Annotated in this window: 17 protein-coding genes; 11 read left to right on the forward strand and 6 right to left on the reverse strand. The window is 34.6% G+C overall.

Annotated elements, in window-relative coordinates; genetic code table 11:
- Nucleotides 1-82: 82 nt before the first annotated feature.
- From OYT91_RS09705 to OYT91_RS09715, 3 genes are all read left to right on the forward strand, one after another.
- Entirely contained in the window at nucleotides 83-1,840 is a 1,758-nt protein-coding gene (locus tag OYT91_RS09705; RefSeq protein ID WP_281237794.1) for an aromatic amino acid hydroxylase, read from the forward strand.
- Nucleotides 1,841-2,035: 195 nt separating this feature from the next.
- The gene (locus OYT91_RS09710) at nucleotides 2,036-2,419 is read left to right on the forward strand and encodes a SpoIIAA family protein (protein WP_269221903.1); all 384 of its coding nucleotides are present in this window, start codon (nucleotides 2,036-2,038) and stop codon (nucleotides 2,417-2,419) included.
- A gap of 6 nt (nucleotides 2,420-2,425) precedes the next feature.
- The gene (locus OYT91_RS09715; protein WP_281237795.1) at nucleotides 2,426-2,926 is read left to right on the forward strand and encodes a pyridoxamine 5'-phosphate oxidase family protein; all 501 of its coding nucleotides are present in this window, start codon (nucleotides 2,426-2,428) and stop codon (nucleotides 2,924-2,926) included.
- A gap of 72 nt (nucleotides 2,927-2,998) precedes the next feature.
- On the opposite strand, the gene tamL is transcribed toward OYT91_RS09715, so the two are convergent.
- The 6 genes from tamL to alaS all read right to left on the reverse strand — a co-directional run bounded on the left by tamL (nucleotide 2,999) and on the right by alaS (nucleotide 16,001).
- The gene (tamL, locus tag OYT91_RS09720) at nucleotides 2,999-5,293 is read right to left on the reverse strand and encodes a translocation and assembly module lipoprotein TamL (protein WP_281237796.1); all 2,295 of its coding nucleotides are present in this window, start codon (nucleotides 5,291-5,293) and stop codon (nucleotides 2,999-3,001) included.
- Complete coding sequence (locus tag OYT91_RS09725; protein WP_281237797.1) at nucleotides 5,283-10,346, reverse strand: translocation/assembly module TamB domain-containing protein; 5,064 nt, start codon at nucleotides 10,344-10,346, stop codon at nucleotides 5,283-5,285. The genes tamL and OYT91_RS09725 overlap by 11 nt, the downstream gene beginning before the upstream one ends.
- 196 nt (nucleotides 10,347-10,542) lie before the next feature.
- Nucleotides 10,543-11,163, reverse strand: a complete 621-nt coding sequence (locus tag OYT91_RS09730) for a DUF4230 domain-containing protein (RefSeq protein WP_281237798.1) — start codon at nucleotides 11,161-11,163, stop codon at nucleotides 10,543-10,545.
- A gap of 2 nt (nucleotides 11,164-11,165) precedes the next feature.
- Entirely contained in the window at nucleotides 11,166-12,131 is a 966-nt protein-coding gene (locus OYT91_RS09735; RefSeq protein WP_281237799.1) for a GSCFA domain-containing protein, read from the reverse strand.
- Between the two features lie 119 nt (nucleotides 12,132-12,250).
- Nucleotides 12,251-13,060: a hypothetical protein gene (locus OYT91_RS09740; protein WP_281237800.1), complete on the reverse strand. Its 810-nt coding sequence runs from the start codon at nucleotides 13,058-13,060 to the stop codon at nucleotides 12,251-12,253.
- A gap of 310 nt (nucleotides 13,061-13,370) precedes the next feature.
- A complete protein-coding gene (alaS, locus tag OYT91_RS09745) occupies nucleotides 13,371-16,001 on the reverse strand; it encodes an alanine--tRNA ligase (RefSeq protein WP_281237801.1) in 2,631 nt (876 codons plus the stop codon).
- A gap of 395 nt (nucleotides 16,002-16,396) precedes the next feature.
- Between alaS and OYT91_RS09750 the strand changes: the two genes are divergently transcribed.
- The 8 genes from OYT91_RS09750 to OYT91_RS09785 all read left to right on the forward strand — a co-directional run bounded on the left by OYT91_RS09750 (nucleotide 16,397) and on the right by OYT91_RS09785 (nucleotide 23,551).
- Nucleotides 16,397-17,374, forward strand: coding sequence for a M23 family metallopeptidase (locus OYT91_RS09750; protein ID WP_269221898.1), 978 nt, complete (start codon nucleotides 16,397-16,399; stop codon nucleotides 17,372-17,374).
- Between the two features lie 193 nt (nucleotides 17,375-17,567).
- Complete coding sequence (locus OYT91_RS09755) at nucleotides 17,568-17,900, forward strand: MerR family transcriptional regulator (protein WP_116795990.1); 333 nt, start codon at nucleotides 17,568-17,570, stop codon at nucleotides 17,898-17,900.
- 79 nt (nucleotides 17,901-17,979) lie between these two features.
- The gene (locus tag OYT91_RS09760; RefSeq protein WP_269221896.1) at nucleotides 17,980-18,561 is read left to right on the forward strand and encodes a LemA family protein; all 582 of its coding nucleotides are present in this window, start codon (nucleotides 17,980-17,982) and stop codon (nucleotides 18,559-18,561) included.
- 154 nt (nucleotides 18,562-18,715) lie between these two features.
- A complete protein-coding gene (locus OYT91_RS09765; RefSeq protein ID WP_281237802.1) occupies nucleotides 18,716-19,153 on the forward strand; it encodes a TPM domain-containing protein in 438 nt (145 codons plus the stop codon).
- A complete protein-coding gene (locus OYT91_RS09770; RefSeq protein WP_281237803.1) occupies nucleotides 19,153-20,016 on the forward strand; it encodes a TPM domain-containing protein in 864 nt (287 codons plus the stop codon). Before OYT91_RS09765 ends, OYT91_RS09770 begins: the two co-directional genes overlap by 1 nt.
- 30 nt (nucleotides 20,017-20,046) lie before the next feature.
- Entirely contained in the window at nucleotides 20,047-20,193 is a 147-nt protein-coding gene (locus OYT91_RS09775) for a hypothetical protein (RefSeq protein ID WP_269221893.1), read from the forward strand.
- A 149-nt stretch (nucleotides 20,194-20,342) separates the two neighbouring features.
- The gene (locus OYT91_RS09780; protein ID WP_269221892.1) at nucleotides 20,343-20,756 is read left to right on the forward strand and encodes an RrF2 family transcriptional regulator; all 414 of its coding nucleotides are present in this window, start codon (nucleotides 20,343-20,345) and stop codon (nucleotides 20,754-20,756) included.
- A 239-nt stretch (nucleotides 20,757-20,995) separates the two neighbouring features.
- Entirely contained in the window at nucleotides 20,996-23,551 is a 2,556-nt protein-coding gene (locus OYT91_RS09785; protein WP_281237804.1) for a TonB-dependent receptor, read from the forward strand.
- Nucleotides 23,552-23,583: the final 32 nt, after the last annotated feature.

A 23,583-nucleotide genomic window follows, 5' to 3' on the forward strand; every position in this document is an offset into this window, starting at 1 on the left:
CTATTTGCAGAATTAAGCACGTAAACACTGGAAATAGTTTCTGAAAATTGTACTTTTGCACAAAAACTATATCGTTTTCGTTATGAACACAAAAATAAAAAGTAATCCGTTGTTAGACCGTTTGCCGAAACATTTAAAACAGTTTATTAAACCACAAGATTATAGCGATTACACTCCCATAAATCAAGCGGTTTGGCGTTATGTGATGCGCAAAAACGTGAATTATCTCTCGAAGGTAGCGCATAGTTCGTATATGGAAGGTTTGAAAAAAACGGGAATTGAGGTAGATAACATTCCAAGTATGTACGGTATGAACCGCATCCTGAGCGAAATTGGCTGGGCTGCTGTGGCAGTTGATGGTTTTATTCCGCCGAATGCTTTTATGGAGTTTCAGGCGTATAATGTTTTGGTCATCGCATCCGACATTCGTCAACTCGAACATATTGAATACACTCCTGCTCCCGATATTATTCACGAAGGTGCTGGACACGCGCCTATTATTGCGAATCCCGAATATGCAGAATACCTACGCCGTTTTGGAGAAATAGGTTGTAAAGCCATTTCTTCACATAAAGATTACGAAATGTATGAAGCCATTCGCTTGCTTTCTATTTTGAAAGAAGCGGAAGGCACACCGCAAGCCGAAATTGAAGCAGCCGAGAAAGCTGTGGAAGACCTGCAAAACAATATGGGCGAATTGTCTGAAATGGCTCAAATTCGGAACCTGCATTGGTGGACTGTGGAATATGGTTTAATAGGAACAGTTGAAAATCCTAAAATATACGGCGCCGGATTATTGTCATCCATTGGCGAAAGTGCTTGGTGCATGACGGATAACGTGAAGAAAATCCCTTATGGTTTTTCAGCAGTTAATCAAAGTTTTGACATTACAAAATTGCAACCGCAGTTGTATGTAACTCCCGATTTTGCTTATTTGAGTTTAATTTTGGAAGAGTTTGCCAACACTATGGCTTTGCGTACAGGAGGATTGTCGGGGTTAAAAAAACTAATCCATTCGAAAGCATTGGGAACCGTTGAATTGAGTACTGGTTTACAGATTTCGGGTGTATTTACAAATGTTATTGAAGACGAAGGAAAACCAATTTACTTTCAAACCACAGGAAAAACAGCTTTGTCGTATCGCGAAAAAGAATTGGTGGGTCACGGAACAAGTACACATCCAGAAGGTTTTGGTAGCCCGATAGGAAAGCTAAAAGGTATCAATCTGGCAATCGAAGATATGAGTCCAAGAGACCTAAAAGCTTATGGTGTTTATGAAGGTCAAACGGCTACTTTGGAGTTTGAAGGTGATATTAAAGTTGTTGGAGAAATCATTACTGGAAAGAGAAATTTGCATGGCGAAATTATTTTGATTTGTTTCAAAAACTGTACGGTTACACACGGAGATACTATTTTATTCCAACCAGAATGGGGGAATTACGATATGGCGGTGGGCAAAAAATTGGTTTCGGCTTTTTCAGGTCCTGCCGATGTGAATAGTTTTGATTTGATTTTGCACGTACCTTCAAGCAAAACCATTAAAGCCAAACAAACGACCGAAAGAGACGACTTGGAAGTTTTGTACCAAACCGTAAGAAGTATTCGAGAATCGAATGACACGACTACTTCATTAGAACCTATTTTTGAAAAACTTCAAAAAAATCACTCTAACGACTGGTTACTTTCTATTGAAATCATTGAGCTTTTGAATACGAGAAACGAAACGAATTTGATGCAAGAGGTGCTTTTGCATTTGGAAAATCTTAAAAAACAACGTCCCGAAATCTACAACTTAATCTCAAATGGATTAGAATTGATTTTTGAAAATGAAACGGCTTAAATAGATTTTAGTTTATCATTTTAATACAAACAGGTTTGTTGTTCTACACAACAAACCTGTTTTTTTTATATAAATCTTTTTAAAAACAAATATTAATCTGACAAATACTGTAATTATATAACAATTAAATTATTTATTATAAGATAGTTAGCTGTTATTTTAAATATTTTTGAAATAATATTAAAAGTAAACGTCATGATAGAAAAAATAAAAGATTTACCCTCCAATATGGTAGGATTTCGTAGTGAAGGTGAAGTCGTAAAAGAAGATTTTGATTTGGTTACAAAAGAAGTAACTGCTTTGGTTGAAAAAACAGGTAAATTGAATTATTTGCTTTTCCTGGATAATTCTCCAGCCGATTTTACCTTTGGCGCTTGGATGGAAGATGCCTTTTTGGGAATGAAAAATATCCTAAAATGGAACCGTGCAGCTATAGTCACGGATTCTAATACTGTAATTCAATTCACAGATATTTTTAGTAAAATAATGCCAGGAACTTTTCGCGGATTTAGCAAAGAAGAATATTTACTAGCTATAGAATGGACATCAGAAAAAATAGATTTAGAAACTTTAAAATAAAATATCATGCATGAAAATTTAATTAATGCCGAGGCAATCAAGAAAATAAAATCACTTGCAGGCGATATAAAAATAGCCATTTTCTGTACACAATTAGCTCAAATCCCTATTCAATCCAGACCTATGGCTGTTCAGGATATTGATGATGAAGGAAATTTATGGTTTATCAGTTCAACGGACAGCGATAAAAATCATGAAATTCAACAAGACAATCAGGTACAGCTTTTTTTCTCTAATATCAGCAGTTCACAATACCTTTCAGTTTATGGACATGCAACTATATTTAGAGACCAACAAAAAATCGATGAATTGTGGAGTCCTATTGCAAAAGCTTGGTTTGAAGAAGGAAAAAAAGACCCAAAAGTATCGGTGATAAAAGTGACACCTGCTGATTCTTATTATTGGGATACCAAAAACAGTAAAATAATTACGTTATTAAAAATAGCGAGTGCAGCTGTTTTTGGAACCGATAGTGATGTGGGGGTCAAAGGAAACTTGAAAGTATAATTCTAATTATAAAAGCAAAAACCGCACAAAAAGGTGCGGTTTTTTTATGTTTGAAAAATAAACGGTTTTAAATTAAAAAGGATAACCAATAGCGATATTGAGCATCAGATTATCTTTTCGCCAAGATCTGTTTCCAAAATCGACTGCATCTATCACCCAATTGCTTCCGTTTACCAAATAAGGTTGTCTAATAGGAAAAGCCAAGTCGGTTCGTAGGATTAAAAAAGAAAAATCAAAACGTAACCCTGCTCCCACTCCGACCGCAATTTCTTTCATAAAATCTTTTGAAAACTGACCACCTGCTTTATTTTTATCTTCATTCAAGAACCAAATATTTCCCGCATCTACAAACAAAGCGCCTTCAATAATGCTAAACAATTTAGTTCTATATTCTGTATTGAATTCTAATTTTATATCTCCCAATTCATCCTGTAAAAAAATAGCATTTGGATCGATGTTTTTGTAACTACCTGGCCCAATCGATTGAGATCTGAAAGCGCGAATACTATTGGCTCCACCAGTAACAAACTGCTTTGAGGATGGCATCACGGTATTATTTCCATAAGCATAACCAGCGCCTGCGATGAATCTCGAAGCCAATTTACTTTCTTTACCTAATTTTAAGTAATATCTAAAATCTGTTTTTACTTTTACAAATTGACTAAAAGGTACATCAAAAAACTTGATCGTATCGCCTTTTTTGGCATTTGCTCCCATAAGCAATCCTGTTATATTTCCCGCCAAATCGAGTTCACCATTGAAATAGAACGTGTGTGTTTTTCTGTTTTTCTGCGTATTTGTAAAAGTATACGAATAGGTTGGTCCAAAAATAAGCTGCTTTTCGATCACTTTTGACAATGAAGAATTTGTGGCTGCTTCTTCCAAATAAGAAGCCGTTACATTTTTTGGACTCACATAATTAATTTCCAATACTTTCAATTCGTGTTCTGCTTTAGCGCTTTCTTTCCACAAATAACCAAATGAAGTTTTAAAAGAATTCAAAGTATATTGCTCTGACTTACTTTGGCGTTCATAACGGATTAGTACTTTTGTTTTGGGAACAAATTCGCTTGAATTTTGCCATTTGAAAGGTGCAACTAAACGTGGCCACATTAAACTTGCTTCGCCTCCAAAAGTATAAATATCATGTCCCCCATTCTTTCCTGAAATTTGAAAATCAATTCCACCAAATAAAGAAAGTGTGAATAATTCGGCACCACCAAGAAAATTTCTGTTGCTCCAATTAATTTTCGATTCAGAACCCGAATAACCAGCCGAATTGGTACTACCCTTAACTTCAAATCGAAGGAATTTTTTTGGCAATAGGGTCAGGTAATAATAAGCGTTTAAAGCATCTGGAATTGAATCATCTACCTTGAATTCATTTTTAACAAACTTAAAAGTACCGAGACTTACAAAACGATTCAAAGAAAGATTATGATTTTTTCTGTTGTACAAATCGCCTTTTTTAAAATACAACGTGCGATCAAAAACCCTAGGGTTGAAAGTATTGGCCGAATCAATGATGGTAAAGTCTTTGTAATGTAAAATATCATCCTTTTTATAAACAATACTATCTGTTAAAATTGAATAATTTGGATACACAATAATATCATTTATAACATAGGGTTTCCTAGCTTTTGAAGGTGTTTCTTCTTTTATTTTTAGACTAATATTCACTTCGTGATCTCCTTTGGCACTATCGACTTGAGCCAAAATATAATCGGGATTAAAAAAATAATATCCTTTTTCTTTTAATCTGGCATCAATACGGTCGCGTTCCTGTTTTATAACTTCCAAATCATAAGGGTTTCCCGGAATTAAAAGACTTCTTTTCTGAGTTCTACTAATTGCTTTTCCCAAAGCAATGGAATCATCCGGAAAAGAAATGTTTTTAATTTTATATTGTTTTGAAGGTTTAACAATATATTCTGCTGTGGCTCGTTTACCATTCCTCGTTGAATCTGATTGCACTTTGGTTTTAAAATACCCTCTGTTTTCGGTATAATTTCTTAATACCGAAGCATTGTATTCTAAATCTACTTGACTGAATAAAACCGGTGGTTCCCCAACTTTGGTACGCAACCAATGTCGAATCCCTTTTTCTTTTTTAGGTTTGCCTGCTAGGTTATAGATATACAATTTGGGCCTTAATCCCAATATTTGTTTGTTTGGTTTGGGGCGCAACAGATTTTCTAATTCTGTTTCTAACGCTTTTCTGGCTTTTCTTTTTAGAATTGAATCTTCTACTTTTACGGAACCGCCAGTATATAGCAGGTCACCTTCGGTCAAAAACTTGGTGTTACTGCATCCCAGAATAAAGAATGAGCATAGAAGTAAAAGATATTTTGAATAGTTAGTTTTCATAAGACACCTTTGCATTTTGTTTCTCTTTCTCCAATTTCTTTTTTTCTTTACGAATCTGTTCCTTTTTGGTAATCTCAATTTCTTTGGCACTTCGTTTAAACAATTCTTTGAATTTATTGTATTCCATTGTGATGATAAAGATCACACCTGTTTCTACAATTTCACCTTGAATGGCCACTTGGTATTCATTTTTTCGGTACGCCCTAATCATATACCTGCCGTCTTTACTCAATTGATATTCTAAGGAAGCATCACCAGCAATATTAGAGGCATCTTCATTGGCCCGTTCTTGTCCTTCCACTCCAAAACTGCTTCCTACGGTCACTTTCAATCTGTCGTTCAAAAGTTTTTTAGAAACTCCAACATTCAAATCGGTTCTGGTTTCTTTAGCCCCCGAAGTATAATCTTCGGTCGATTCCAAATCAAATTCCAATTGAACTCCTGCAATTAAATCTCCCGCCAAATCATTCATCTGTTGCGATAGAATTTTGCTAGCGCTTTGTCGGGCGAGATATTCGGCACTAGTGCTTCCACTTTCGCTAGAAAAAGGGTTTTCGCCAACAAATCGATTCAACAGTAATAATGCAAATACTTGTTTGTTCAATTCAGACGGATCTTGTCTTAGCTGTTCTAATTTGGTTTGAGAAGCACTTACTATATCCGATGAAACATCATAATTCCCATCAGGTAAAATGATGTCAAAAGTAATTTCTGGTTTTAATAATTCTCCATTCATTTTCAATAAAGTCTGAAATGGAATTTTTTGTTTGTAGGTGTTTCTAACAGCAGGAGTCATCGTTCCAAGTTGATCGCTTAGTAAATCCAACGGTGCTGTATTGACTTTATAAATCGCCGTAATATTGACAGTTGCCATTGTTGGTTCTCCATTCCAAATAATATAGCTACCTTTCTGAATGTCAAATTTTCGTCGGATCATATTGAAATTCATTTCATATGAACCTCCACTAAACTCGTATTTACCCGTCAGCGTAGTTTTTCCGGAAGGGTCAATTCCGGCTGTAAGTTCCGCTTCACCTTTCAAGTTCAGATAATCCCCATTCCCTTTGTCTATTACCAAAGTGAAATCGGCTTCCTTATCTATAGTGATAGCGACGGATACATCCATCCCTATTAATTTCGATTGATTCAGCTCTTTTTGCAATGCAACTGTTTGTTTTAAATACAGATTATCTTCATCGACAAACTCCACAATTCCTTCTCTGTCCACAATAGAAGGATCCGACTGTGGCATAACAACCGTAAATTTTGTTTCGTCATTAATCTCGACATTTCCTTTAACAATAGGATTGTCAAGTGTTCCACCAATTTTTAGTTTGGTATCCAAAAATAAATCTCCATAAAACAAATCATTATCGGTGACTTTAGAATGAATAGCCCTAAAATCATCAGCCGTAACGATTAAATCAAAGTTAAAATCCCTGAAATTTTGGGTTGTCATTTTCCCGTTTACTGCCAGTTCGTTTTTATTTTCATCAAAAATGGAGAAATGATCAAAGTCAATTTCTTCATTTCTCAAAGAAACCTTCTCGTCATTTACTGTAAAATAAGAATTAAGCTTTGTGATTCGGAAACCAGCGTCTTTAAAAACTAACTCTCCGTTTACTTTTGGTTCCGAAGCATTTCCGGTAATTTTAAATTGTCCAGACAAAGAACCTTTTCCATCGGTTATATTTCCAAATGAAAACCCTTGAATACTTTTGATGTTTAATTGGTTAATATCTAAGTTCAAATCGAAATTTTCGTTGTCTATTGTATATTTTCCCAAAAGAGCCAAATCATTTCCTTCCCCAGATAGCGTCATATTTGCCGAAAGTATATTTGACGTTTTGTTATTTATTTTTAAATTGATATCTCCAACAGCCTCACCGCCAAAAACAAACGTATCAATGGTCAAATCTGAAGTAAAAATGGGATTCGTCATGACGTTTTCGACTACGGCTGATCCATTTATCAAACCTTGCATTTCCAATTCATCTTTCTTTATCATGTTCAAAATTGTCTCTATTTTGAAATTCACAAAATCAACATGAAGCGGAGCATTATTTAGATTGTCTTGCGATTGAATCTTCAATTCATTTCCCGAATTATCCAGATAAAATTTATTGACATAAAGTCTTTTATCTCCAAATTCAATTGCGTTTTCTGGGTTTATATTCCATTTATCATAATTCAAAACCAAGTTTTCCGCATTCAGTTTAATGATGTTTTTGGAATCTTCATGAAGTAATTCACCAGCAATAAAATACAAATCTTTTTTGTCTTTGTCTTTTACCTGCAAAGCATACGAAAGAATATTATTTTGCGCTTTTCCTGATAAATTTGTAAACGGAATTTTAAATTGTCCGCCTTCAATGGTTGCCACAGAAGCTTGATATTCTAGAGCATTTTCCTTTGTTTCAATATTTATCTTACCGTCAGATATGGTCGTGTTGGCATAAATAATTTTCGGAATGGCTCCTTTTAGTTCCAATGAATCGCCAACACTATTGTATTTTCCTGAAATATTTATGGGCTCAAGTCCTGTTAATTTGGGAATCAATTTATACAAAACAGGGTCGTTCTGAATCGAAAGATTAAATGTCAATTGTTGTTTTTCTGAATTGGTTTTATACTTCGCAGTTTGAACATTTACATATTTTGAAAGTGAATTTTGTATCGCATCCGAAAGTGTGGTCAATTTGTATTTTCCATCTATTTCGGCATTAACAAATTGCGAACTGATTTTAATATTGTTTTTTTGTTTATCAGCAAAAGCCGTAATTTTAACCTTATCCAAAACAATCGGTTCTGCATCTTGCAAAATTTGGACATTAGAAGCTACAATTTCTCCGTTCAAATAATCGGGATTACTGTTGGCAATATCTGCGACAACATTTCCTCTAAGTTTCATCGGACCGGCATGCAGATTCAATTTTTCCAAATCGGCGATATCAAGATTCAGATTCAATTTTACTGCCGGATATTTATCTTTGAAACCTCCATTGGCATCCAATTTAAATTTTAGATTTGGATCTTTACTGTCGGCTTTTATATCAAAATTTCCTTTGGCAATCGTACCTTTCAAAGCCATGTTAGAGTACGTATATTTATTGAAATCCGCTTTTTTTACAATGGCTACGAGCTGAGCATTTGCCGTTTTAGGATTCAGTCCTTGCCCTTTAACTTTTGCATTTAACGTAATTTTCCCCAACGAATCATTCTTGATCAGTCGTCCAAGATTAAAATCCATAAAAGCAATCGTGGCGTCATATTTTTCACTGTTTTTAATTCTATTATCAAAAAATGCGTCTATATTGGCTTTGCCATAACTGCTGTTTAACAACAATTTGGTTTTAAAATTATCAATCGAACCTTTAAATTTTCCGCTACCGTTAAATTGCTCCGGAAGCCGAATCGTCTTGGGAAGTGTTCCTTGAGGTATAAAAGAAATTACATCACGAGAAGACGACGTTATATTTTTTATATCCAAATCAAAAAAAGCTTTTTCATAATTGGGAAGTCCTTTTATTTTTCCTGAGACAGAAACTTTTGTGTTTCCAATTCCCTGCATTTGAAAATACGGAATATTCAAATCTTTCACCTTACCATTTACACGAGAATTAATATATAAAATGGCACTGGGATTCGATTGAAAAGGATTCATTTTACGCAATTGTGGAGCGAAGAGTAGAATATCCTTAAAGCCAATTTTCGACTGACTCAAATTAGCATCAACCAACAAATCTCCTGTGTTTTTTGAAATAGTTGCAAGCGATTGATAGTTCACTTTTAATTTGTCTTTCAACTCTGTTTGAGGTGTTCTTAGATACAAATTATTCAGATAAGCTTGTTTTGGTCCATAAAAAAACTGTGTTTGGAGTTGTTGAATTATCAGTCCGCTTTTCTCATTTAGGGATAATGATTTCACACGCCCAGAAATAGTCTCATTTCTAAAATAAATACCTTCGGCTTTTGCATTCAAACCATTCCAATTAAGGTGACTGTAATCGATTCCATTTGCAATTGCAAGAGATTCCATATCATCAAATTGGAAAGCAATGTTTTGCAAATCGATTGTTTTCAGTTTCATTTTCCAACCATTTGTTGCAATGGCTGTTGTATCTAAATTGGGTGTTTTTAGTTGCTTGTCTTTTTTACCAAGAAGCAGATTACCTTTTACATTTTTAACTTCAAAACTGTCAAAATCGAGTATCTGATTTTTTATATCCAAATCATTAACCAAAAGTTTTAAACTCCCCAACGTAAATCCTGAATTCATTTTAGAATCTTTATTGTCGTATAAAACCTTGATTTTAGACAATGTGATTTTTTTTAATTCCAAGTTAAAATCACTTCTCTTGGCAATCGTATCAGCGGTTTTAACAGAGACCTCAGCAATTTTTTCGACCAAATCCTGATTTAAAACTACATTCAAACCCTTTAAATCTATATAAGGAATATTGAAATCCATTTTGTCCAAATCGAACTTTTTGAATTTTGTGCTGAAATTTTCCAGCTTTAGGCGAATGTCATTTTTGGATAAATCGTCTTGAAAACTAAACTTGATGTTTTTTAAATCCACATCAACAACCGATACAACATATGGTTTGCTTTTAGGATCCGCTGGCGCGTTGGAAGCAAATGCTTTGATAATGTAATCGAAATTGAATACTGCATCCTTATTCCTTGAAATATTGGCCGTTGCGTTTTCCAGTTCAACCGAGTTTATTTCTATTTTGTGATTGAAAATTTTAAACAAATCAATATCAATAGCCAACCGTTTACCACTCAATAAAGTGTCCTTATGTTGATCTTCAAAATAAAAACCTTCTAGTACTATCGTTTTTGGGAAAGTTATAGCAATATGATCTAGAGAACTTTTGGTTTTTAGCTTTTCATTGAGATAAGTTAGTACCTTATCTTTTGCAAAATTTTGGATAGCTGGAACTTGAATTAAAACAATAATTAAAAGCAAAAAACACACAATTGTAAGAGCGCTCCAAAGTATAATACGCTTTGTTTTTTTTACAAAAGAATTTAGTTTTGGGTTCATATAAAAAATCTTTGTAAATAAATGCGTTTGAATTCTTGCTATTCATACTATTTATCAGGAATTTTTGAATCTACAAATATGCAACAACTACAATTTTATAAGTTATACAATTCCACTAATATGTATTAAAATTATTGGGTGATTCTCCAAAGTATTAGCAATAATTTAGTTGTTTTCACTAAAGTTGAAAACAGTTCTATAGCTTTACTTTTGTAGCAAAGTCCTTTTCATTTTCAATCACTTTACCTTCGTATTGTAGTTTCCATCCCATTGTATTGGTCAAAATTAAAATCTTAGACAATTCACTTATCAAACGATTTTGGGCATTGGATTTCAATGTGGATTTTTCGATTTTTTTTGCCAAATTAACCTTTACTGATTTATTGATTTTATTATAATCATCACCTGTAAACGGATTCATCTGACTTTGCTCTACATCATAAAATTTGATGTCTGGGCTTATCTTTATTTCTTCTTTTGGAATGCTTAGAATTGTGATGGTTTTATTGGCTTCGTCAATATCGTATTTCATCTGATGCAAATCATAGGAAACGGTAACATCGGCATTGACTATTATTAGTGCTTTTTTCTCAAACGAAAGTATATCCATCATATACTTTTGTTGGTTTTTATACGTCAATACCTCCGAAAAATGACCTTCGGTAACGACCAATTTACCCACATTCACGATTTGTTGCTGAATCAAATTGGTATTGTAATCCAAAGTTGAATCATCCTCTTTCTTGAACTCACAAAATTTGAATGCCAAAATTATGACCACTACTACTATTGCACCAACTATAATTTTCTTTAGCATAATTAAAATTTCATAAATGAATACTGAGCTACTAATTTAGTTATTTTTTCCTTCAATTTCAATTCGAATTTTTTATGACTTTCGGAATTTGGATTAAAAGGACGGTGTTGCATACTTTTTTGAATACTTTCTACAATTTCCATTGTATCATAAGCCGTTTCTGCAATAGTACTTTTCTTGAATTTTTCCCATATATAATCAATCGCTACTTGACTTGGATGTATCATATCTTCAGCATAAAAACGATAATCCCGAAGTTCGTCCATCATGATTTCGTAGGAAGGGAAAAGCCCCCTAGCCCCCGAAGGGGGAACTACCACCGATTCTTTTAAAATATCATAAACAGCTGTAATCAAATGTGCTTTACTAACCTGATTTTCAATAAAACCGTCTTTGAGGTGACGTACTGGTGAAATGGTAAATATGAAATTGCAATTGGAATTTATACCTCGAATCAAACTGATTGTATGATCGATACTTTCTTGAATGGTCTTTACCGAAAGTAATTCTTTGACGAACTGCTTTTGGGGCACTTTATGGCAATTGGCAACTATAGCGTCTTTTTCTATATTTCGATACACCCATGAAGTGCCATACGTGATAATAACATGAGTCGCTTCCTGCAATTGTTTCTTGGTTTCCTCCAAAATTTGATTCAGATTTTCCAATAATTCCTCTTGATTAGCATGACTTAAATCTGAATGTACTTCAAAAGAATGCCAACGCTCGTTATGAAAAAAGATATCTTCTTCAGTAAACAATAAATCATTGATCACTCTATCCATAATTTTTTCAATAGAAACTGGATTAAAAATTATTCCGAATGGATTGGTCGTGCTTTGAAATTTAAAATATTGGAATTTATCTCCCATATTTTCAGCAAAGCAAGAACCCAACGAGACTATTTTGGAGTTGTAGTCTATTGGATTGGAGTTTTTTCGAATGGGAATTTGGGTTGTGAAGTTCATTTGCAATAGTAACTTTTACGGATAAATGAAACACAAAAGTAGTTTTTTAATTTATTCCATAAAAAAAAAGCCAAACACTAAATGTATCTGGCTTTTTAGATATATAGAATAGGGTTAAACTAATAAGTATATTCCGTTATTCCATCAACTGTTGTTCCGTCATTTTCGTAAGAGGTTTCTTTTGTAACATATCCATTTGCGTCATAAACATAAACTGTTTTGTATACATTAGTATTCGATGTATTAGTTGACATATCAACAGACGAAGAAGTACTTTTGACAATATTATTAATAGAGCCAAATCCTTCATCTGTAATAGCTAATAAATTAAATCCTGCAATATTTTTAGTCGGATTATTTTTAGCATCAAATTCATAAACAGTTGTATAAACACTTGATCCAGGAGTTGAATTTATTTCTACAACTTTAACCAAATTCCCATTCGAAATAGTAGACAATCTTTCATTATTAGTTTTTGACTCCACACCAGTAGTAACATCTGTTGTATAATATAAAGTCTTAATAGTCCCATCAGAATTATAAGTATATGCAGTCCTCGTCTTGTACTCACCTGTTGGAAATTTTGATGTAAAATTTTCTGCATAAGAATAACCCGCTAATTTACCAACTGCATAAGTATAAATCGCTTCACTATCTTTATTACCAGCTGCATCGTAATCAGTAGTTTTTACAATTACATTTCCATCATAAACATAATCTGTTCTTCCATCTTCACTTTTAATGCTGATAATTTTATTACCATCATAAGAAATAGTTGAATTCGAATTATCGGATGGATAAGATGGACTAGTGTACTTTACTGATTTTGGTAAAATCATTGAAGCAGAATCAGATGAATTAGCATCATCACTAGAACAAGATGTAAACACTAATAATGTGGCACTAAATAAATAAAGTAATTTTTTCATAATTATATATAGTTAATTTTTTACAAAAAAAATCATAAAAAAATGAAAAAACAAATTTTAAATCATAATTTTTTATCTAATAATACGTACAAAATCAAAAAAAACATAAAGCATTGTTTACAAGTAGGTTACTGTTTTAAAATTCGCTATAAAAATAAAATCTCCCATTTCAATTCAATAATCATAAAAAGTACATTCTTCTATAATTAGGATTCAATGAAAAACCCTTAAACAATCTGTATAAACAGATTATTTAAGGGCAATATTAAATTATTTATCTTTATAAAAGATGATACATATGTTTTGAAATCTACTTAATAAACTCAACCGCCTTAGCCAAAGCCTCTGCAATTCCATCCACATTCTTCCCTCCAGCGGTAGCAAAGAAAGGTTGTCCTCCTCCTCCACCTTGAATGTATTTCCCTAATTCACGAACGACTTGACCTGCGTTTAGTTTTTTATCAGCCACCAATTCTTTAGAGATGTAACAAGACAATGTTGGTTTTCCTGCTTCGGCTGTAGCCAAAACCAAGAATATATTCGTTCCTAAAGTACCCAATTCATAAGCTAAATCTTTGGCTCCTTCTGGACTCAGATCAACTTTTTTGGCAAGGAATTGAATTCCATTGATTTCTTGTAATTCCTGAGCCAATTCGCCTTTCATATTTTTGGCTTTATCTTTCAATAAAACCTCCAATTGTTTTTTAAGCAAAGAATTTTCATCTTGCAATGTTTGAATCGCTTTTACTGGATCAATTGCATTTTTCAACACATCTTTAATCTCATAAAAAGATTGTAATTGTGATTCGAAAAAGTCTTTGGCCGCATCACTGGTAATCGCTTCAATACGGCGAATTCCAGCTGCAACAGCACCTTCTGAAACAATTTTGAAATGCCAAATATCACTTGTATTCGGAACATGTGTTCCTCCACATAATTCTACTGAATCTCCAAACTTAATCATTCGAACCAAATCACCATACTTCTCTCCAAACAACGCTATCGCACCTTCTTCAATCGCTTGGTCTTTTGGAATCGCTCTTTTTTCTATCAAAGGCAAGCTTTCGCGAATTCTAGCATTCACAAAATTCTCCACTTCTTTTAATTCTTCATCCGATACTTTAGAGAAATGTGAAAAGTCGAAACGCAAAGAAGCAGAACGCACCATTGATCCTTTTTGTTCAATATGTGTACCCAATACTTTTCGCAATCCTTGGTGCAACAAATGCGTTGCCGTATGATTTGACGAAGTTCTAGCCCTTTGATTTACATCCACAATAGCCGTAAAACTATCGGTTAAATTATTAGGCAACGATCTAGTCAAATGTACAGTTTGATTATTTTCTTTTTTGGTATCTATTACATAAATAATATCACCGTTTTGTGCTTCCAAATATCCTTTATCACCTGTTTGTCCTCCGCTTTCACCATAAAATGGAGTAGAATTGAAAACCAACTGATAAATTTCGCCATCTTTTACACTATCTACTCTACGGTATTTGGTGATTCTTACTGGGTGCTTCAATCGGTCGTAACCCACAAATTCCTGAACATCATCTTCAACCAAAACATTCCAGTCTCCTGCCGTAACTTTTGAAGCCGCACGAGAACGTTCCTTTTGCAATTGCAATTGCTCTTGAAAACCTTTTTCGTCCAATTCCAATCCTTTCTCAGACAAAATCAAAGCCGTTAAATCGATAGGAAAACCATAGGTATCATACAATTCGAATGCTTTTTTACCATCGATTACCGTTCCAGAATTCGTGTTAATCACAGCATCCAGCAATACCAATCCTTGATCCAATGTTCGCAAGAAAGAACTTTCTTCTTCCCGAATCACATTCGAACACAATGCTTTTTGAGTACGAATTTCAGGGAATGAACCACTCATTTGGGTGCTCAATGTTTCTACCAATTTGTAAATAAAAGGCTCTTTGGTATCCAAGAAAGTAAAACCGTAACGAATTGCACGACGCAAAATTCTACGAATTACATAACCAGCGCCTGTGTTCGATGGCAACTGACCATCGGCAATCGCAAAAGCCACCGCTCGCACGTGATCTGCAATCACACGAATCGCAATATTTATTTTTTCTTCTTCTTCGTCTTTCGCCTTAATGGTATATTTAGCACCCGTAATCGTTTCGATTTCTCTAATTAACGGTGTAAAAACATCCGTATCATAATTCGACTGAACTCCTTGCAAAACCATACAAAGACGCTCAAATCCCATTCCCGTATCCACGTGCTGAGCAGGCAATTTCTCCAGAGAACCATCGGCTTTACGATTGAATTCCATAAATACATTGTTCCAAATCTCTACCACGTGCGGGTGATCATTATTCACTAAAGATTTACCTGAAACCAAAGCTTTTTCTTCTGCCGAACGAATATCAACGTGAATTTCAGAGCAGGGTCCACAAGGTCCTTGATCTCCCATTTCCCAGAAGTTATCTTTCTTGTTTCCAAGAATAATTCGGTCTTCATCGATTAATGTTTTCCAAATATCCCAAGCTTCTTGATCAAAAGGCACATTCTCATCTGCATTTCCTTCAAAAACCGAAACATAAAGTATGTCTTTTGGAATTTTATACACTTCAGTCAACAATTCCCAAGCCCAGTGAATCGCTTCTTTCTTAAAATAATCACCAAAAGACCAGTTCCCCAACATCTCAAACATCGTGTGATGGTAGGTATCAATCCCCACTTCCTCCAAGTCATTATGCTTTCCGGAAACACGAAGACATTTTTGCGTATCGGCAATTCTCTTGCTTTTTGGAGTTCCAAGGCCTAAAAAATATTCTTTAAACTGCGCCATTCCTGAGTTGTTAAACATCAAGGTTGGATCATCCTTAAGAACAATCGGAGCCGAAGGAACAATTAAATGCCCTTTACTTTCAAAAAAATCTAAAAATTGTTTACGTACGTCTTGTGATTTCATTTTTGCTGTATATTCAGTAATTCGTTGAATTAATATTTATTATTTTATCTAAAACCTAATTTATTTATCATCTTTTGGGCGTGACCCCATTAGAAAAAGGAGCCAGACTCAGCAACCGCTCATTCGGCTCCTTTACCTAATGCGGTCGGGCTATTGCCATTACTTCGGTAATTTGGCGCTATCCCTCACGCGAACTCGTTTTAACAAGAACTTATTTTAAATTAAGGACTAATCTCCACATAGAAAAAAGAATCAAAAATCTTCAGTCTTTCTAATGTCCTTAAAAACAGCCAACATTTATTTATTATTAAAAAAAGAGCCTAACAACTGAAACATTTATTAAATTTGTTCGACTAATCTTTAAACTAATTTGCAAAAATAGGGTATTTTAAAATATGGCGAAAGTAAAATATTATTACGATTCTGTAAATCTAGCATATCGGAAAATAAAAATCAGAAAAAGACGAAAAGTAGGCTTTGCCATACTGTTTTTATTAGCCTCTGCTATATTCGGATTCTTAACCTTTATCATATTATTGAATACTCCCTATTTTGACACCCCAAAAGACCGTTTGCAGGCTAGGGAAATTGAAAATTTAAAATTGAATTACGCCATTTTAAACAAAAAAATGGATGAGATAGATGATGTAATAGAAGATATTGAGGATAGGGATAACAATTTATATCGAGTATATTTTAACACTGCGGCAATTTCAGAAGAAAAACGAAAAGAAGGATATTCCAATACGCATCGTTATGCAGCCTTACAAGGGTATAACAATTCAAAACTAGTATCCACCACCACTGAAAGAGTTGACGCGTTGAGTAAAGAATTGGCCATACAATCTAAATCATTGGATGAAATTGTAAAATTAGCCAAAGCCAAAGGCAAACTGCTCTCGGCAATCCCAGCGATTCAACCCGTAAAAAATGAGAGTTTAAAACGAATGGCATCCGGTTTTGGTTACCGATCTGATCCGTTTACCAAAGCCAGAAAAATGCACGAAGGAATGGATTTTACAGCCAAAACAGGAACACCAATCTATGCTACAGGTGATGGAGTCGTTGCAAGAGCAGACAATACCGCTTCTGGATTTGGAAACCATGTAGTAATCAGACATGGTTATGGATATGAAACATTATATGCCCATTTAAGCAAATACAATTGCAGACCGGGAAAATCGATAAAAAGAGGTGACATTATTGGTTATGTTGGTAGCACAGGACGGTCCGAAGCACCACATTTGCATTACGAAGTGCACAAAAACGGAAAAGTAGTCAACCCGCTTAATTTTTATTATGGCAATATTTCAGCAGTAGAATACGTTGCTATTTCAAAAATAGCGAATCAGGAAAATCAGTCTTTGGATTAATTTTTTTAAATATTATAGAATTAAGAATTGTTAAAATGATTATGTTAAAAAATTCTTGCTAAGCTCTTTCTAATTCTAGCTCTCGCAAAGGCGCGAAGACGCAAAGAAAAGGATTGCAAACTTTGCGACTTTGCGACTTTGCGAGAAAAATGGAACTTAACTTAAAAATGAAATTCATTAGAAAATAAAAAATATGCATATTGAACTTTCACCAGATAAAAGATACTACAGCATCGGCGAAGTCGCCAAAGCATTTGATGTAAACGCTTCCTTGATTCGTTTTTGGGACAGTGAATTTGACATTCTGAAACCAAAGAAAAATGCCAAAGGAAACCGAATGTTCACCCCAGAAGACATCAAGAACTTACAGCTTATTTATCATTTGGTTAAAGAAAGAGGATTCACTTTAGAAGGTGCCAAAACCCATTTGAAAGAAGGGCAAAAGAAAACCATGGATAAATTTGAAATTATCAGTAAATTAGAAACCATAAAAATGCAATTAATCAGTATTAAAAACGAATTATAAGCCCCCTAACCCCCAAATGGGGGAATAAAAAAAACAATAAACACATTAAAACAACAAACAAACTTTAAATTAAACAATCATGAGAAGATTTTTGCCTTGGATTATCGGAATTGGAGTAATAATAGTAATTGCTTTTTGGGTGATGGGATTAAAAAATACAGCGCTACGCCACAGTCAAGCAGTTGGAAAAGAATGGGGTAACGTTGATGCAGCCTATCAAAGAAGAAACGACTTAATTGGCAATTTAGTAAACACTGTAAAAGGTGCTGCCGATTTTGAAAAAAGCACTTTGACAGCAGTAATCGAAGCTAGAGCAAAAGCAACAGCTGTTACCGTTGACCCAACCAATATTTCACCTGAACAATTAAGTGCTTTTAGCAATGCACAAAGTGGCGTATCAAGTTCATTGTCAAGATTATTAGTGTCTGTAGAACGTTATCCAGAATTAAAAGCAAATGCTAATTTCTTGAAATTACAAGACGAATTGGCTAGTACAGAAAACCAAATTTTAACAGCAAGAACCCGTTTTAATGAATCCGTTGAAATATACAACGGCTATATTTTAGCGATGCCACAAAGCTTTTTCTTAGGAAGCTATAAAGAAAAACCTTTCTTCAAATCTGTTGAAGGCGCAGACAAACCTGTTGAAGTAAAATTCTAAAGCCTCCCCACCCCCTCCAAAGGAGGGGCTTAAAGAGGAACTAATAATAAATCTAACACAGATTTCACAAATTATCACAAATTTTATCTGTGAAATTTTTGACCCGAGCGGTAGCGAACAGGCGAAGCAAATCTGTGTTCAAAAAATAATTCCAATGTCAAAAGTAGAAGATTTTTTAAGCAAGGAAGACGAACAGGAAATTGTCGAGGCTATTCGAATAGCCGAGAAAAACACTTCTGGCGAAATTCGAGTTCATTTAGAAAAAACGACTTCTCTAGATGCGTATGATCGTGCTTTAGAAGTTTTTCAGGATTTAAAAATGGATGAAACCGAATTGCAAAATGGGGTTTTAATCTATCTGGCTGTTGAAGACAAAACCTTTGTGATTTGCGGTGATAAAGGGATCAATGATATTGTTACCAATACTTTTTGGGACAGTACCCGAGATGTTATGGTTGCCCAATTCAAACAAGGAAATTTTAAACAAGGATTAATTGATGGTATTTTGAAAGCTGGAGAAGAGCTCAAAAAACATTTTCCTTGGCAAGAAGGAGACACCAACGAATTATCAAACGAAATATCAAAAGGATAATGAAAAAAAGCCAAAAAGCAGAAGGCAGAAAGCAGAAGGCAGAAAGCACAAATCATTTAACAATATCGGGGTGGAAATTATTTCTTTTTGCTTTTGCATTCTTAAATAGTGGTTTTTTGTTTGCTCAATTTACAATTCCAGAGAAACCTAGTTTTCAAACATCGGTTTATGATTATGCCAATGTTTTGAGTCCAGAAGAAAAAGCGCAACTCGAAGAAAAGTTAATTAAATATTCTGATTCTACTACAACTCAAATTGTAGTCATTACTATTGAAAGTCTGAAAAACGAAGATGTTAGTCTATTAGCTACTAAATGGGGGCAAACATGGGGTATTGGCGGAACAGCAAAAGATGACAATGGGGTTGTTATACTATTAGCCAAAGCAGAAAGAAAGATAGCTATTAATCCTGGCTATGGTCTCGAAGATCGATTGACAGCAGGAATTGGTGGTGAAATAATTAGAAACATCATCATTCCCGAGTTTAAAGCGGGTAGTTACTACAAAGGTCTTGACAAAGGAACGGATGCTATATTTGATGTTTTCAAAGGCAAATACAAAGGTGAACGCAAACAAACTAAAGAAAAAAGCTTTCCAATTTTTCCAATCATTGTCATTATAGTAATCATTTTATTTTTATTTTCAAGGAATAAAGGAGGTGGCAGTGGGAATTCAGGAAACCGTGGAGGAGGAATTGGCCCTAGCCTACTCGATGTCATTATCCTAAGCAGTCTTGGAAGAGGCGGCGGAGGTGGTTTTGGAGGCTCTTCAGGCGGTGGCTTTGGAGGCGGTGGCGGAGGTGGCTTCGGCGGAGGTTTTGGCGGTGGCGGATTCTCTGGCGGAGGCTCAAGCGGTGGCTGGTAGAAAAATCAAATAAACAAAAGAGAGTTCAACATGGACTCTCTTTTGTGTTTTAAAAAAGACAATATTTATTTTGAAAACGGATGCCCTAGCCCAGACAGTAGCGGCATCCTTTCTTGTCCCGATTTTTCCTCGGGACAAGAAAGATACAGCGGATGGCTGGATAAAGCTCCTTATTAAAAAAAATATAACTTTTCTAATCTATGACCGTAATCAGATTGGATTCCTAAAAAATTATATTTTAAAAATTTAAAAAAAAAGCTATATTTGATTCTTTAAAAAGAATATACTTATTTTTTATATTCGTTATAACAAATTATCACGACAATATGCTTTCACATAAGACCAAATATGCCCTTAAAGCGCTTCTTTATTTAGCACAACAAGATGAAAATCACATTTCAAGAACCATTGAAATTGCGGAAGGCGCATCCATTCCAAAAAAGTTTTTGGAACAAATCCTTTTGGATTTAAAAAGAGGACATTTTGTAGGCAGCAAGCAAGGAAAATATGGCGGATATTATCTTTTAAAAGACAAAGAAACAATCACTTTGGCCGATATTCATCGATTATTTGATGGTGCAATAGCGTTACTTCCTTGTGCCTCCTTAAATTTCTACGAGCGTTGTTCCGATTGTGTAAGCGAGTCGGAATGCTCATTACGACACGGGTTAGTGGCTATTCGAGAAGAAACTTTGAAAGCCATGCAAGGCATAACAATTGCCTCATTGGTGAAAAAATAAAAAAATATATTTTAAACTATACTAATTTTATAGAATTAATTATATATTTGCGCCGAATTAACGTATGATTAACAATCAAAATTAAGAAAAATGCAAACGAATCACACTCAAAAAAAGAGAGTCAGGAAAACAATTATTTTAAGTTTAGAAAAAAACATCAGTCCAATGATGTGTATGTGCTAGTATCATAAAAAAAAATTGATTTTAAATTCTACTAATTACATATAATATACCCAATAATGAGAACTATCTATACCAAAATAATTTTAAGTCTAATACTACTATTCATTTTTTCAACTTCATTTGCACAAAACATCGTAAAAGGAGTACTAACAGATAACCAAAAAAATCCTTTAGAGGCAGTAAATATTGTTATAAAAGGAACTACATACAACACAACTTCTGATTCAAGTGGAAAGTTCACAATTGATACACCACAAAAACCACCTTTTTCTATCCTTATACAATATGTGGGTTACAAAACAAGAGAAATCAAAATCGGTTTAATTTCAGACAATCCCTTAGAATTAACACTAAATACAGAAGATGAAAATGTTTTATCTGAAGTAGTTGTTTCTTCAAGACGCCGAATAGAAAAAGCACAAGAAGTACCAATTGCCGTTTCCGTTGTAACTGGAAAACAAGCAGAACAAGCTGGGGCATTCAACGTTAATCGAATAAAAGAATTAGTTCCTTCGGTTCAATTATACTCATCCAATCCAAGAAATACAGGAATAAACATTCGTAGTCTTGGTTCTCCTTTCGGATTAACCAATGATGGTATTGACCCTGGTGTTGGTTTCTATGTTGACGGTGTTTATTATGCTCGCCCAGCGGCAACAACTTTAGATTTTATTGATGTTGAACGAATTGAAGTTTTACGTGGACCTCAAGGATCCTTATTTGGCAAAAACACAACTTCTGGAGCTTTTAACATAACTTCTCGTAAACCAAGTTTTACTTCAGGAGCTGACTTTGAATTGAGCTACGGAAACTATGCTTACTTACAAGCCAAGGCATCAGTAACTGGGGCTTTGAGTAAAAAAATTGCAGGTCGTATCTCCTTTTCAGGTACACAACGTGATGGTATAATCGATAATATTAGAACAGGAAAACCTACCAATACACTAAACAATCAAGCTATTAGAGGGCAATTGCTATTTACTCCGTCTGAAAATACCAACATTATATTGGCAGGTGATATTACAACACAACATAATGACGGATACGCTCAGGTTGTTGCTGGTGTTGCACCAACGCAAAGAGCTGCTTACCGCCAATTTAATGCTATTATTGCCGATTTGAATTACCAACTTCCAAGTTTGAATGCCTTTGACCGCAAGATTGACCACGATACGCCTTGGCGTTCCAACCAAGATTTAGGTGGAGCATCCCTTACTATCGATACAAACATTGGAGGAGGTACTCTTACCTCAACAACTGCTTGGCGTTTTTGGACTTGGGATCCATCCAATGACAGAGATTTTACAGGATTACAAGTACTGGCAAAATCACAAAACCCTTCCAGACAGACACAAATAACTCAAGAGGTTCGTTATGCAGGTCAAATTACCTCTAAAATAAGCGGTGTTGCTGGAGTGTTTTTTATTGATCAAACATCAAAAACAAATGGCACAGAAGAATCTGGAAATGCTCAATGGAGATTTTCGCAAAGTAGTACAAGCGCATTATGGAAAACTCCAGGACTTTTTGAAGGATATGGAATACGAACAAATTCAAAAATACATTCGACCAGTGCGGCAGTATTTGGACAATTGGACTGGGCTGTAACAGAACGTTTGCACGTGTTACCAGGTTTACGATACAATTACGATAAGAAAGCAGCTGATTACGACCGAAAAACTTATGGAGGTCTACAAACAACCGATCCTGCATTGATTAAAATACAACAATCTGTATACACGGACCAAGCCTTTACTTCGGATACAGACAAAACTGATTTTTCTGGAAATATAACAGTCTCTTATAAAGTTTCTGACAAAATTAACGGTTATGCAACTTATGCTAAAAGTTACAAACCAGTTGGTGTGAATGTAGCAGGGCTTCCTAGTCTTGCAGGAAAACCAATTCTGGAACTTGCCGTAATTAAACCAGAAGATGTGAACCACTATGAATTTGGGGTAAAAACATCACCATTAAGAAACTCAATACTTAACTTAACTTACTTTAATACTGAAATTAAAGATTTTCAAACGAATGTTCAAGCTGCTGAATTGGGTGTGAATCGTGGATATCTTGCCAATGCAGATAAAGTAAGAGTTCAAGGTGTTGAACTAGATGCTAGTTTTGTACTTAATAAACATTTTGCTTTCAACGCGGCAGCAACTTATACTGACGGTAAGTATGTTAAATTTACAAATGCTCCGCTTCCTCTAGAAGAAACAGGAGCTGCAGTTTCCTTCAAAGACGTTTCAGGAACTGATTTGCCAGGTGTTTCAAAATGGGCAGGAAGTTTAGGTGGAGAATATAGTAAAGACGCAAAATTCTTCTCTAACACGGGAAAATTATTCGTAGCCTTAGACGGATATGCTCGCTCTGAATTTTCTTCAAGTCCTTCAGCATCTAAGTATTTAATAGTTGATGGTTATGCTATTTTCAATGGCCGACTAGGTTTCCGTGCATCAGAGGGTTTATCTATTCACATTTGGGGACGTAACCTTTTGAATAAAGATTATTACGAACAATTATTGCCTGCAGGTGGAAATACAGGACAATATGCTGGTGTATTAGGCGATCAAAGAACGTACGGTATAACTTTTAAATATGCTTTATAATGATTTTAATTTTTGACAACTAAATAAAATCA

The sequence above is a fragment of the Flavobacterium praedii genome (genome assembly GCF_026810365.1).
GTDB classification, from domain to species: Bacteria; Bacteroidota; Bacteroidia; order Flavobacteriales; family Flavobacteriaceae; genus Flavobacterium; species Flavobacterium praedii.

Excerpts from the sequence above, each read along its gene's own strand:
- OYT91_RS09705 (WP_281237794.1), top strand. The coding sequence starts at position 83 with ATGAACACAAAAATAAAAAGTAATCCGTTGTTAGACCGTTTGCCGAAA.
- OYT91_RS09710 (WP_269221903.1), top strand. The coding sequence starts at position 2,036 with ATGATAGAAAAAATAAAAGATTTACCCTCCAATATGGTAGGATTTCGT.
- OYT91_RS09715 (WP_281237795.1), top strand. The coding sequence starts at position 2,426 with ATGCATGAAAATTTAATTAATGCCGAGGCAATCAAGAAAATAAAATCA.
- tamL (WP_281237796.1), bottom strand. The coding sequence starts at position 5,293 with ATGAAAACTAACTATTCAAAATATCTTTTACTTCTATGCTCATTCTTT.
- OYT91_RS09725 (WP_281237797.1), bottom strand. The coding sequence starts at position 10,346 with ATGAACCCAAAACTAAATTCTTTTGTAAAAAAAACAAAGCGTATTATA.
- OYT91_RS09730 (WP_281237798.1), bottom strand. The coding sequence starts at position 11,163 with ATGCTAAAGAAAATTATAGTTGGTGCAATAGTAGTAGTGGTCATAATT.
- OYT91_RS09735 (WP_281237799.1), bottom strand. The coding sequence starts at position 12,131 with ATGAACTTCACAACCCAAATTCCCATTCGAAAAAACTCCAATCCAATA.
- OYT91_RS09740 (WP_281237800.1), bottom strand. The coding sequence starts at position 13,060 with ATGAAAAAATTACTTTATTTATTTAGTGCCACATTATTAGTGTTTACA.
- alaS (WP_281237801.1), bottom strand. The coding sequence starts at position 16,001 with ATGAAATCACAAGACGTACGTAAACAATTTTTAGATTTTTTTGAAAGT.
- OYT91_RS09750 (WP_269221898.1), top strand. The coding sequence starts at position 16,397 with ATGGCGAAAGTAAAATATTATTACGATTCTGTAAATCTAGCATATCGG.
- OYT91_RS09755 (WP_116795990.1), top strand. The coding sequence starts at position 17,568 with ATGCATATTGAACTTTCACCAGATAAAAGATACTACAGCATCGGCGAA.
- OYT91_RS09760 (WP_269221896.1), top strand. The coding sequence starts at position 17,980 with ATGAGAAGATTTTTGCCTTGGATTATCGGAATTGGAGTAATAATAGTA.
- OYT91_RS09765 (WP_281237802.1), top strand. The coding sequence starts at position 18,716 with ATGTCAAAAGTAGAAGATTTTTTAAGCAAGGAAGACGAACAGGAAATT.
- OYT91_RS09770 (WP_281237803.1), top strand. The coding sequence starts at position 19,153 with ATGAAAAAAAGCCAAAAAGCAGAAGGCAGAAAGCAGAAGGCAGAAAGC.
- OYT91_RS09775 (WP_269221893.1), top strand. The coding sequence starts at position 20,047 with ATGGACTCTCTTTTGTGTTTTAAAAAAGACAATATTTATTTTGAAAAC.
- OYT91_RS09780 (WP_269221892.1), top strand. The coding sequence starts at position 20,343 with ATGCTTTCACATAAGACCAAATATGCCCTTAAAGCGCTTCTTTATTTA.
- OYT91_RS09785 (WP_281237804.1), top strand. The coding sequence starts at position 20,996 with ATGAGAACTATCTATACCAAAATAATTTTAAGTCTAATACTACTATTC.